The organism is Jejubacter calystegiae, assembly GCF_005671395.1.
Taxonomy (GTDB): domain Bacteria; phylum Pseudomonadota; class Gammaproteobacteria; order Enterobacterales; family Enterobacteriaceae; genus Jejubacter; species Jejubacter calystegiae.
Window position 1 is genome coordinate 4,300,227 of sequence record NZ_CP040428.1, and the last position, 10,964, is coordinate 4,311,190.

Below are 10,964 nucleotides of genomic sequence, written 5' to 3' on the forward strand. Positions count from 1 at the left end.
CCTTACTTGGGAAGTCGTAGGAACGCCTGCTGTCCGTGTTTACGGACGTAGGCGGCTTTGTCTGCGGCGGACATTTCTGAGCGCTTGAGGGCATTACCACCAGCCCCTGATTTATGCCCACCGGCGCCAGTGCCCTCGGCACGGGGGAACAGGTGGGGAGCCGTCTCCTTAAGAGACTCGGCCCACTCTTCGGGGGTGAGTGGTGACTTGCCATCTTTGCCGAACAGAACATCGCCATTTGTATCAACAGCTACGGCCTCGCCGTCCTCGTTGAGCTGGAAAGTGCCCTTGGCACGCAGGATCAGGTCGTCGGACGCCTCCGCCAGCGCGCCAGCTTTCGCTGCGGCAGAACGGATGGCATCGGCCAGAACGCGATCCCGAAATTTGTTGGAGAACGCCTCAGCTTTTTCAGCGCGTTCATTTGCGGACTTGATCTGCTTATCGACATCGGCGCGCAGGCGCTCGGTGCGTTTGTTCAGCACCTCATCGATTTTCCCGGCGGCGATAAGCTTTGCCTCTTCGTCATCGGAAAAGCGCTGCAAAATGCCGCGAACGGCTTCGGGGTCGATGCCTTCAAACTGTTTCAGCGACTCGCTGGACTCCTTGAGCTTCCCCAGCAATTCGTTATTTTTGGTCTTCAAGCCGGTAACGGCACTATTCACCCGCTCATTGATAATTTTCTCAATTTCAGGGGTGATTTCCGGCGTGCCTTCGCCGCCGCCAGCGCCACCACCGTCGCCCCCTTCAGAGCCTGCCGCAGAGTAATATTTAATGAACATATTTCGAAAAAGCATGGTATTCCCCTTGGGAAAGTTGCGGGCTTAGCCCAATAAAAAAGGCCGCCCTGGGCGACCTGTGTTTTAGATAAAAATTTGCACGTTAACCTGTGGGGAGAATCACCTCGTCGGAAAGCGTGATCCCATCGGACGCAAGAACGAAGGTGACAACCAACTTCCCTGCTTCTCCAGGGTGGCTATCAATCCTTAGTTCAGACTGATTGGACAAAAGCTGTCCGCTCTCTTTATCAAATAGCGCTATCCCCCCGCGAAACCGTTTTAAAACCAATTTTCGCGCTGGCATCAATCTTTCATGGCTCAAATTCCTGCCTCCTCAAATGCTCGCGCATCGCGCTGGCGCAACTGCTCAAGCGTCAGCCACTCCCCGCGGTCGGTATAGAACTCATCCGGGCTCATTCCGCCGTCACGCATCAGCCGGGCTCGCTTCTCGCCCAGCACCTCGACCTGCCGCCGGTACGGCTGGCGCTCCAGCCAGTCCCGGTAGTTCGTCTCTGCTGCGACCTGGCCATCCATGCTGGCCCGTGTTCCCTCATCCATTTCGTCGATATCGAGACCCAGTTCGCGCCAGGACTTCAGAATCAACGTTTCGGTAGAACGGCAGCAGAAGTGAATCCGGCCAGGTCCCTGCAAATAGGGAACCTTGTGGCCGATCGGCTTGCCGTCCAGTGTGTAGCTCAGCCGGTCACGAATGATGCATAAATGGGTAGTTCGGTTATCCAGCGTGGAAAGCCACTGCTTACCCTTCGCAATGTCGCTGTTAGCGTTAGCGAAGCTGCTACGCGCCGTTGCTGCGATATGGTTTACCGCCGTTTTGGCAATACTGGCGGCGTTCGCCCTGCTCATCTGAATTGCACCATCACGGTAGTGCTGATTCGCGTGCCCGCGCACACTGCGCGCTATCGTTTCGGTCGTATCCCCGGCCAGATATCCGCGGCGTACAGCGTTGATTATCCGGGTCAGGCGATCCGATTCTAGGTTGCTGGCCCACTCGCTCAACGGTCGCCCCTGGAATGGCTGGGACATCGCTGTTGCATAGACCATGTCAGCCGTAATGCCCTGCAGCGGATAACGGGAAGCTACCGGGCCAGGCAATAGCGAATCGAACAGACTGAGCTGATAGCCTGCCTCATGCTCTGCAAACTCCCGCAGTTCGCCCTGCAGCGCGCTCTGCAACGCAGATACCGCCTGCCGGTTCAGTTCCCGAACGCTACCCAGCAGGCTCTCCAGGCGTTTGACCGTGAAACTGTCGGCCGGTAGTCGGTCTAGGGCATCCAGCAGGCGGCCGGTCAGATCAGCATCGGTTTCGTTCAGCGTTTTCACCATGCGGTTTGCAACGCCGGTACTGTAGCGAGCTACCCAGATGGAATGGGCGATAGCCTCATCCCGCAGGTTTTCATTAATCGTCGCCATTTCCGCCACCACTGCCGATCAGCGTCGGCTCCTGATTGCGAATTGTGTCGATCACGTCCTCGATGCTGTCGCCCGGATCGATGATGTCCAGGCGCTGGAGCGCGCGCACCATGTCCGAATCACGAATAGCGCCGGATTGCCACGCCGAAACGATGGCCGTTACCATGCCGGATTCGGCCACTTTTGCGATGAATTCCTGGCTGATAACGAAGGTTGGTTCCTCGCCTTTCATCCCCAGATACCGGGCGCACCACGCCAGCGCGCGCCCGTATGCCTCGGTAACGTTCGATACGCAGATCCCCAGGACAGATGTCGATGATGTCTGTTCGCCGCTGGCCTGCGTGGCCGTTTTGGCCGCCGAATTCTGCTCAATCAGTCGGGCGCCGAGCTGCACCATATAGTCGCGCTTACTGTCCATTGCCTCTTTAGCGAGCATGTTTGGCGCCGCCTGGGCATAACCAAACGAGCCATCTTTCGGAAGAAGCAATGGCTCACGGGAGCCGACTTTAATGCCGTTTTTTTCCAACCAGTCGCGCCACATGGAATCAAGCCCGGAAATGTACGGCTGAACCTGCCCGCAGAACCACACGCTATCCTCATAATCCGCGCTGTTCCGGTAATGCCCGAGATTAATCTCAGTCAGCGCTGCCAGCGGCGATTCGTCAATCGTCGGGTCATTATTCTGGGCGCCGACGAACGTGAACGGGATTTCGTCCCAGGATGTTTCGCTTTTCGGTTTCGGCCAGTATTCGCTACTTACCTCGTAACCGCCGCTACCGGTTTCCCCGCTGCGCCGCCAGACCCGGCAAACGAACCGCCCCTCTTCCAGCGCCAGTTCTCGGTACTGAATGACATTCTTGAATCCGTATCCGTCCGGCTCTTCAATACACTCACGCAGAACCACCAGCACCAGTTGATCCCTCCCATTAATACGGTCGGTGCGCCAGTTGATGATGTTTTCAGCCTGGTAGCGGAGGATGATCGCCTGATTAGCGCCATCGGCGTAATCGACGTAAAGCCCCTCACGGGCCACTTCCAGCACGTTATCCAGAACCTGCTGTGCTTGCTGATAGATGCTTGTCCCTGCGCCATCGGCATTGCTCTGCGCATACTCCAGCTTTTCCGGTGCGGTTAACGTGGGATCTTTCCGGAACGCAAGCCCGAGCAGCCCGATTTTAGTGTTGCTGGTTATCGCGTAGAAAACCGCGCGCGTGAGATAGTCCTCGTTGCGTTTCCGGTTTCGCGCTGATTTATCCGAGGGGGCCAGTTTAGGCAGATACTCATGCCCCGCCGATTTTATGGCTTCCGCCCCTTTGCAAACGTCGCGGATCTTCTTCCAGATCTCACACGCCGCCTTCTGCTCAGGTCGAATAAATGTAATATCGTAATTTGACATCAGAAAGTAGTATCCAGAGAGATAGAGAAAGCCGGTTTAGTTCGTTTTCTAGTTACAGAGAAATAGCGAAACGCATCGGCGCCGTGGGATGTCCAGTCATGCAGTGGTTTATCCTTCCAGCACCCCCTCTTGTCATCCCATTCTTTGCGATAGTTCTCCAGCGCATTAATCCCATCTGCGCACTTAACCTCGTCAAACACGCAAGCGGGAAGGATTTCGCGAGCCAATTCAATCCCCTCGTCAATGCCTGATTTTGGCACCACACTAAATACCAGAGAGTATATTTTCCCATCGATTTCATACCCTTCCCGGGCCAGCTCTCGTCGTGATTTCGCATCGCTACCAAACTCGCGGTTGTCGATGTCATGCGGCCCCCAGTGCTCACCGTATTCATAGCCACGGTCTTTCAGCACCTTCATGTAGTGGCGCAGCCCTTCACCGCTGTTTTCGTAGTAGTCGATGACGTGGAATTCTTCACCCACTTCTCTGACGAACCAGATAGCTGTTGAGTCACCGACACCGATATCCCAGAACGTGTGAACCGGGAGATGCGAGTTATCAGGAATGTCTCCAATGCGCTTACTCTGATAAAGCCACCGGAATTGTTTTGCGTAGTAAGCGCCTTCGACTGATTGCTGGAATGCCTCTGCGGGAACGGATGGGTATTCCCGCTTCATGTCATCGCCGAGCGTCTTCTCTTTAGCGAGATACCAGGCTTTCTGGCGGTCATTTAGTTTAACGCCGTGTTTTGTCTCAATCTCAGCAAAATAATCGCTCAGGCGCTGCGGTATTGATTCCACGGGGTCGATTGCATACTGAGGATTATTCCACCACGAAAAGAAGAAAAATTTCCAGTCAAGATTGGATAGTTGCTTGCCCTGTAGTTGGGCTTTTTCTGCCGATTGGCAGTAATCAAAGAAGTAGCCCGCCCTTCCCTCTGCGGTGCTCTCAATCGTAGTAAAGCAATCGGTAGACACCGCTTCAAATGCGCCGGTGACAATCTCACGCGCTTTATCAGGGAACTTGGCACATATCTTCCCAAATTCGGAAACATGCAAATATCGCAACGTACCGCCACGAAAAGATGTGCTGATATAGAGAGAGCCGCCTTTCTTAAAAACAAGCTCGCCTGCCGCATCATTGCTTGCCGGGTTCGCTGCCTTTATCTCGTTAGGGAGTCGGTCATAGGCGTACTTAATCTTCTCCCTGAATAATCGCTTGGCATCATTGAGAGTGTGAGCAATCAGAGCGCACTTCGCAGCCTCAAACAACGCCGCATCCAATTGGATAATGCAAACCTCGGTGGTAAACCCAAGCTGCCGGGCTTTCAGAATGATATTCCTTGTATGCATCCCCTCGAAATATTCGAGTTGCTCAGGCGTCATACCGAAGCGTACCGGCTTGCCCTCTTTGTTCGTAATCCAGTAGAGATGATTTAGCCGCCAGAGCTTGTCACGAAGCAGCGCGAGATGTTCCGCCTTCATGCTCACCCCTTAGCTAATTCATCCATCATTGAAGACAAGGATTCTGTCTCGTCACTCTTCTTCTCAGAGTCGATGTTGTAGGCCTCGCGCTCAGCTTTGATTATCTTCACCTGAGCATCTACGCCAGCGACGAGAGAGCGGGAAAGAGATGCGTGGTTATCTTCGGTAAAATCGACACTTTCCAGGAAGTCGCCGAGTCGGTTAGCAATACGCCGCCATCGGGTTAGATCCATCCGGTGACCAAGAACTACATCAGCAGCAGCTTCGGATGCCTCATCGATAATCTCATCGTCAGTTCGCACATGTTCGCGCGAACCGTCATTGCGAACCTCGCTGCGAACCAATTTCAATCTGGTCGCTTCCTTGACCTTTTCTGTCAGGTCCCTTAGCCAACCATTTTGCGTTGCTCGCTTCCTTATCGCAGTGTCGCTTACTCCATACTTTTCGGCTATTGCACGAATGGACAGCGAGCCAGCCCGGTAAGCCGACTCGATGGCCTCCCAGTCTGGTTTTGCCATTTTTTTATACCCAGTTGGTTACCTGAATTTTAGCTGTTGCACCTGTTCCGGCTCTTACCCAAACCGAAAGCGGTGGAGTAACGGTCATTACCCCGCTGGCGAGATGGTGCCACGCCTCACTATTTGACTCAGTCGCGTACAGCACAGTCCCGCTCGTAACAGTGACGTGCGCATAGTTGTCGCCATTCGTAATTTGTACGGCTGTTTGATCTAATGTTTTTGCTGTTGTCACGTTACGTCCCTCACGCCAGTACAAAATCGGGGTCATCAGGCACAACGATGTACCGCTGTGCCGCCGCAGGAATATCGCCATAAATCACGTCGACATGAAATCCCGGGCGCTGTGTCGGCGGTGTGATGCATTCGCCCGTCGTCTCGTCATAAACGCCATCGTCGTTATAGAGCACGCCACGAACCGCTATTTGTAATGCTGGCGTTGGCGCTATCCAGCCTGATTTTTTAGACCACCAGCCTGTGGATTTTTTGGCTGTGGGCTCATCAGGGAATTGCAGATATCGCATAATAATCACTCCTTGAAATAGCTGATACGCCGAATGTAGCGAGTGGACCAGGGTAATGCCGGGGCCGGGAGTTGATACCAGTCGCCCGCCTCAGCCGGTAACGTCACCGTATCTGTTGTGCCGTCTGTGTATGTGATGCGTAGCCCGCTCAGACCCGGATAAATGCGGACGCTCGCGAATGCTGCGGCGCGGGTTGTCGAGGCAGAGTCTGTATGAATGGGTGACGTCATAATCGCTGATTGCTCAACCTGCGCGAATCCGACGACGATCGAATCTCCAGCCGTGGCCGCTACTGATTTAGCGGTGTGCGCCGCGCCGAAATAAACGAAATATGAGGAGCTGACCGGCAGAGATGCGGTTGCTGTAACAATGAACCAGCCGTCAACAAATTCACGCACAGCTACAACAACAGGCAGGCTGCCAACTGCGCTGATTATTCCCCCGGTTTTGTCGATCAGGTCAGCGTAAAAATGTGACGAATTTTGCCGGGTTGAATCCTCCAGTGTAGCGTGGAGATAACTGGTTGTGCCGGGTTTAACGTAGAGCGTAAACACGCAATCACCCGCGGCCAGCGCAGGGGTCTGGTAAACGCGGGTATAGGTCGCTGTAGCTGTTGCGGTAACAAACTGTGCATGTTCATTTGCGAATAGCATCTCATCACTATTAGTAACTGATGAATTTGCAGCTCGCCACTCACCAAAATTCGTAGCATGCGTGAGTAAATTTGTAGCCTGCCGCTCTGGCTCATGCCTGCCGACTACTACGCCGTCTCTATATTCGAGCGGCCAGATATCAGGCTCAGCAAACTGAATCGTCCCGTCTGCTGCGTAATATGCGTGATTTGACGCGCACTGATATTTGATGCGGCTGTCGAGAGTCTGGGCAGTTAAATCAATATCGCTCAAATCAGCGCCGCCGCCAGCACCGGCCGAAATATTGCCCAGAACTGGCGCACTTGGGATGTATAGACCACGCATACAGAATAATCCTCTGGATTGCTGGGATACAGCCTCGGTAATTTCGAAACCGCACCATCAAAAACTTACATAAAACTCTGCGATGGCCAATTATTCGCTGACCGTTACAGGATTTTATAAACCATTCATTCCTGAATCCCCTCGGGAGGAGGCTGAGGGATGGCCGCCCGTAGGACTTTATTTGCCTGTTCGTTCATTACGCTGCTCCCTGCATGATTGCGACCATGTCGGGGTCCATCTGGTCAATTAGGTTCTGCCGGGTGGTTTCAAGCATGTTCTTCCTACCACCGACACCCCAGCGATTCATCTTGCGAGCACACTCGCTTACCTCCTGCTTTTCATTCGTGATCAGCAAGTCGAGTCTGTTAAGCATGGTCATGCTGGATATTCCGTTTAGCACAGCCTCACGGAATGTCTCGTATACCCGAATTTCAAAGGCAGGATTCAGCCAGGCTGCATAGCGAATAGCGATTAGCTCAAGCCCCCAAATGCCTGATTCAATGCCACCCTTAATGATTTTTACCGAAGCCCTTTTTTGGGCTTTGGTTAATGATTCGGCAAATCGCCCAATTTGAGAGCTACGCATGAATTTACTTGGTCGCTGCGCTTCTGTGGCCTCGCCTTTCAATACTGCTGCTGCGTGTAGATCATTCAGGTTGTAGCGCCCTTCTTCATCTACTCGAACAGATACGCCATTAACAATTACGGTTGGATATTGCATGGTGATTACCTTCAAAAAAGAGACCTCTGCTCACCAGAACGGCCATACCCGAGCGCACCATGCTGCGATGGCGTTCTCAGAGGTCGCTTTTGTGAATGGTCTCGGGGTTGGAATGCGCGGTGAGTGCGCGGTGAAATTCAGATACAAAAAAGCCCCGGCTAACCGAGGCTTGTTATTTGAGGCACTGAGTCCTGATGTAGTCCTGCAACCCGCCAATCTGAGCCGTTGCCGTCTCTAACTGGCGTCTGAGGGTGTAATAATCCTGTCGAGCGTCTGGAGATAGTTCGGCGGCTCCTGCATTAGCCATGCCGGGGGAGGAGGTGGTGCCGGGCAATCTGTCAGGGCAGCTTGCTTTGACGCGCAGCCGGACAGCACCAGAATCAACCCTGTCACGCAGAGAGGCAATCTCATCGTCTTTCGCCTTGAGTTGTTTTGTGTAGCGTTCATCAATTTCCGCCACCCCTTTCTGAGCGGCAACCAGACCGTTAATCTGAGCCTGTCGGGTCTTTGCCAGGCTCTCAGCAGCGTTAGCCCTGCTCCGTTCTTCCGTGTACTTGCCGTGATAGTGGCTTGCGAGAGCAAATGCTGTGATTACGATGGCTGACAGTAACGCCCAGAATGCGACCTTTGTTTTAGATATCATCCGCACCTGCCGCCAGGCACATTGAACGCTCCATCTCTCGCCTGTTCTGTAGACCCTTCCATTTCACCCCGCCTGCATAGACCCACCGGCGCATTTCTTCACATGCTCCCACCTGGTCACCGGCGTTCAGTTTCTTAAGCATCGTCGATTTCGAGAATGCACCTGTTCCAACGTTATAAGCGAAGCTGTACAGGGCCGCCCGCTGGTATTCGTTAAGCGGCACTTTCACCTGAGCATCAACAGAGCGCTTCACCGGTTGCAGGTCTTTCCATAGCAGGCGATCGCACTCAGTATCCGTGTACGCCTTGCCAATTACGATGTCTTTCCCGGTGTGACCGTCGCATACCGTCCATACCCCAGCGACGTCTTTGTACGCCTCGTACTTTCGACCCTCAACGCCATCTTTGCCGCCGAGGAATAGCGTGGCAATACCAATCGCCCCAGCGCCAGCGGCGCTAATGAGCTTTCTCTTCAGTGAAGGGCTGAATGCCATGTTAATCCTCGTCTTCGATGTTATTCATGTTGAGCCAGCGCTGATATGCCTGAATTTTTGCCAGGGTGCTTTTGCGCTTGTAGTACCAGTTGATAGCGAACGTCAGGAGTGCAACGAAAATACCGGCAATGACGCCGATAGCACTCCATTCATCCGGGCTTAACCGGGTTAAGAGACCATTGGCAACAGTACCAGCCGAGGCTCCATAAGCCGCGCCAGATGCTAGTTTGCTCATATGTTTCATTCTCACCTCCGAGCGGATCGGGGTGCTGTCGTGTAGTTAAAAGAAGGCCGTCAGACACGAGGGGAAAAGGTTTATCTAGAGGGTTATGTCTGCGGCCAAATTCAGGTTTGTGATGTAAATCACTAAAAATAACTTGTACCGATTTTCGGTACATAGTATTATTCATTTCAAGGAGAGGGGGAATACACCAACTCTCAACAGTCAAAAGGATAATGAAATGACTAAGTCAGAAATTTTTGAAAGGGCATGGAAACTCTCTCGCCGAGGTGCAAAAAATTTCGGAGGAAATGCAAAGCAGTATTTCCCGGAAGCGCTGAAGGCAGTTTTCGAATCAATAAAGGTTGAAGCAAGAATAAACCACGATCGTCGTGAGGCCCTTAGTTCGAAAAGAAAATACACCAGAGATGAAGCGGTCGAAATCTTAGGTTATCAGGCAGACTACAACTTGATGATGTGGCTCAGAACAGGTCGACAGTATCGGCTGGATGCTCACAATGAGCAGATCGAACTTATACAAACGGTATCAGCGCTTTCCGACAACGCTGTGCTCCTGAATCATGGCGGCGGCCACAATGTATACATTTACAGAGACTGAGGTAAATCATGGATAATGACGAAAAAGTAGAGCTGATCAATCAGCTCGGGACCCTGATGTATGGAACGCACTGGAAATCTGAAATTGCCCAAAAATTCATGATAAACGACAGGTCTGTGCGCCAGTGGGCCAATGGCGAGCGCACAATCCCAGATGGAGTTATCAGAGCCATGCTATCTCTATGTCACTCAGAAGCGCACAGGATTATTACTCAATCAACAGAAATTGCCAAATACCTGAAAGGCGCACCAGGGTACGAGAGGATTATGTGGCCAGCCACCCGCGTTCCCAATCTTTCCGATATCAGGTATGACCTGAAAAATTTTAAATTCGAATGGTACGACATAGACGGAAAACGGTTTTGCGTAGTTGAAAATGGCATGGTCATTGATATTTATGGCAATGAGACGGAGTTGCCATACGGCATCACCGATGAGTCGCTAAAAGCCGCCAGGGACGCAGACTACGAGTACCGCATGAAAAAAGGCGGAGGAGTTGACTGATATGGACAACAAACAACTCACAATCAACCTCAAACTGATAGCCGGAGCTATTGGAATTATGAACAGGCACAGCATATCGGAGATTATCTCCACGGGCGGAGTGCCATGCTCAAAAAGTCGCGCTGACGCAATTATTCGAGGCGCCGGTGCAACAAAAAACGCAACAGGTAACTCTGATTTGGCAGGCTCTCGCACAAACAGAGCGGCGACAGTAACGCCGGAGGAGTTCAACGCATTTTGCCTTGGCCTTAAACCATTTCTTGACTCAATCGACAGATAGTTGTATGTCTGTATTGTTCCCTGCGTTAGTAGGGCTGAACCGTATTTAAAGTGAGGTTTGAATCTCATGGCTAGCGTTCCCCACTTCGGTGGGGATTTTCATTTCTGCCGCAAAAAGGCCCGCCGAAGCAAGCCTGAATAATTGGTGCATCACCACAGAGAAGAGCACTGACAGGCGTTGCCACACTCAATGACGCGTTTCACCATCGCTATTCCGGGCCATTGAATGCCGTTCCGACTAATGCTCTTTTCTGTGATGCGCCCCGTTTCGTGGGGCTAACGACTGGCGATCTCCGACATCGCACAATGCTCTCATGAGTGGGCGCCCGTTATTAATCACAGCGGGCCACTGCGCCGAATTCGTTGACGAGGAATCGGAAGAC

The 10,964-nt window shown here is 52.6% G+C and carries 14 protein-coding genes; 3 read left to right on the forward strand and 11 right to left on the reverse strand.

The window, feature by feature from the left end:
- Positions 1–2: 2 nt before the first annotated feature.
- The 11 genes from FEM41_RS19960 to FEM41_RS20015 form a co-directional block, all read right to left on the reverse strand.
- Positions 3–794, reverse strand: a complete 792-nt coding sequence (locus FEM41_RS19960) for a hypothetical protein (protein ID WP_138097921.1) — start codon at positions 792–794, stop codon at positions 3–5.
- A 300-nt stretch (positions 795–1,094) separates the two neighbouring features.
- Positions 1,095–2,207: a structural protein gene (locus FEM41_RS19965; RefSeq protein ID WP_138097922.1), complete on the reverse strand. Its 1,113-nt coding sequence runs from the start codon at positions 2,205–2,207 to the stop codon at positions 1,095–1,097.
- Positions 2,194–3,603: a DUF4055 domain-containing protein gene (locus FEM41_RS19970; protein ID WP_138097923.1), complete on the reverse strand. Its 1,410-nt coding sequence runs from the start codon at positions 3,601–3,603 to the stop codon at positions 2,194–2,196. The genes FEM41_RS19965 and FEM41_RS19970 overlap by 14 nt, the downstream gene beginning before the upstream one ends.
- The gene (locus FEM41_RS19975) at positions 3,603–5,087 is read right to left on the reverse strand and encodes a terminase large subunit (RefSeq protein WP_138097924.1); all 1,485 of its coding nucleotides are present in this window, start codon (positions 5,085–5,087) and stop codon (positions 3,603–3,605) included. The genes FEM41_RS19970 and FEM41_RS19975 overlap by 1 nt, the downstream gene beginning before the upstream one ends.
- Before the next feature lie 2 nt (positions 5,088–5,089).
- On the reverse strand, positions 5,090–5,605 hold the full coding sequence (locus FEM41_RS19980; RefSeq protein ID WP_138097925.1) for a hypothetical protein: 516 nt from the start codon (positions 5,603–5,605) through the stop codon (positions 5,090–5,092).
- A gap of 242 nt (positions 5,606–5,847) precedes the next feature.
- Positions 5,848–6,126: a hypothetical protein gene (locus FEM41_RS19985; RefSeq protein WP_138097926.1), complete on the reverse strand. Its 279-nt coding sequence runs from the start codon at positions 6,124–6,126 to the stop codon at positions 5,848–5,850.
- A gap of 5 nt (positions 6,127–6,131) precedes the next feature.
- On the reverse strand, positions 6,132–7,103 hold the full coding sequence (locus FEM41_RS19990; protein WP_138097927.1) for a phage head spike fiber domain-containing protein: 972 nt from the start codon (positions 7,101–7,103) through the stop codon (positions 6,132–6,134).
- A gap of 196 nt (positions 7,104–7,299) precedes the next feature.
- Entirely contained in the window at positions 7,300–7,824 is a 525-nt protein-coding gene (locus FEM41_RS19995) for a KilA-N domain-containing protein (RefSeq protein ID WP_138097928.1), read from the reverse strand.
- A 172-nt stretch (positions 7,825–7,996) separates the two neighbouring features.
- Positions 7,997–8,467: a lysis protein gene (locus tag FEM41_RS24985; RefSeq protein ID WP_241666532.1), complete on the reverse strand. Its 471-nt coding sequence runs from the start codon at positions 8,465–8,467 to the stop codon at positions 7,997–7,999.
- A complete protein-coding gene (locus tag FEM41_RS20010; RefSeq protein WP_138097931.1) occupies positions 8,457–8,960 on the reverse strand; it encodes a lysozyme in 504 nt (167 codons plus the stop codon). Before FEM41_RS20010 ends, FEM41_RS24985 begins: the two co-directional genes overlap by 11 nt.
- 1 nt (position 8,961) lies before the next feature.
- Positions 8,962–9,204, reverse strand: a complete 243-nt coding sequence (locus FEM41_RS20015) for a phage holin (RefSeq protein ID WP_168198831.1) — start codon at positions 9,202–9,204, stop codon at positions 8,962–8,964.
- A gap of 217 nt (positions 9,205–9,421) precedes the next feature.
- Between FEM41_RS20015 and FEM41_RS20020 the strand changes: the two genes are divergently transcribed.
- The 3 genes from FEM41_RS20020 to FEM41_RS20030 are packed head-to-tail and all read left to right on the forward strand — an operon-like array spanning position 9,422 to position 10,582.
- On the forward strand, positions 9,422–9,799 hold the full coding sequence (locus FEM41_RS20020) for a hypothetical protein (protein WP_138097933.1): 378 nt from the start codon (positions 9,422–9,424) through the stop codon (positions 9,797–9,799).
- 8 nt (positions 9,800–9,807) lie between these two features.
- Entirely contained in the window at positions 9,808–10,302 is a 495-nt protein-coding gene (locus FEM41_RS20025; RefSeq protein WP_138097934.1) for a hypothetical protein, read from the forward strand.
- Between the two features lies 1 nt (position 10,303).
- Positions 10,304–10,582, forward strand: coding sequence for a hypothetical protein (locus tag FEM41_RS20030; protein WP_241666533.1), 279 nt, complete (start codon positions 10,304–10,306; stop codon positions 10,580–10,582).
- Positions 10,583–10,964 lie beyond the last annotated feature (382 nt).

Coding starts and splice junctions, on each gene's coding strand:
- FEM41_RS19985 (WP_138097926.1), bottom strand. CDS start 6,126: ATGCGATATCTGCAATTCCCTGATGAGCCCACAGCCAAAAAATCCACA.
- FEM41_RS20010 (WP_138097931.1), bottom strand. CDS start 8,960: ATGGCATTCAGCCCTTCACTGAAGAGAAAGCTCATTAGCGCCGCTGGC.
- FEM41_RS19990 (WP_138097927.1), bottom strand. CDS start 7,103: ATGCGTGGTCTATACATCCCAAGTGCGCCAGTTCTGGGCAATATTTCG.
- FEM41_RS19975 (WP_138097924.1), bottom strand. CDS start 5,087: ATGAAGGCGGAACATCTCGCGCTGCTTCGTGACAAGCTCTGGCGGCTA.
- FEM41_RS20030 (WP_241666533.1), top strand. CDS start 10,304: ATGGACAACAAACAACTCACAATCAACCTCAAACTGATAGCCGGAGCT.
- FEM41_RS19980 (WP_138097925.1), bottom strand. CDS start 5,605: ATGGCAAAACCAGACTGGGAGGCCATCGAGTCGGCTTACCGGGCTGGC.
- FEM41_RS19970 (WP_138097923.1), bottom strand. CDS start 3,603: ATGTCAAATTACGATATTACATTTATTCGACCTGAGCAGAAGGCGGCG.
- FEM41_RS19960 (WP_138097921.1), bottom strand. CDS start 794: ATGCTTTTTCGAAATATGTTCATTAAATATTACTCTGCGGCAGGCTCT.
- FEM41_RS19965 (WP_138097922.1), bottom strand. CDS start 2,207: ATGGCGACGATTAATGAAAACCTGCGGGATGAGGCTATCGCCCATTCC.
- FEM41_RS19995 (WP_138097928.1), bottom strand. CDS start 7,824: ATGCAATATCCAACCGTAATTGTTAATGGCGTATCTGTTCGAGTAGAT.
- FEM41_RS20015 (WP_168198831.1), bottom strand. CDS start 9,204: ATGAAACATATGAGCAAACTAGCATCTGGCGCGGCTTATGGAGCCTCG.
- FEM41_RS24985 (WP_241666532.1), bottom strand. CDS start 8,467: ATGATATCTAAAACAAAGGTCGCATTCTGGGCGTTACTGTCAGCCATC.
- FEM41_RS20025 (WP_138097934.1), top strand. CDS start 9,808: ATGGATAATGACGAAAAAGTAGAGCTGATCAATCAGCTCGGGACCCTG.
- FEM41_RS20020 (WP_138097933.1), top strand. CDS start 9,422: ATGACTAAGTCAGAAATTTTTGAAAGGGCATGGAAACTCTCTCGCCGA.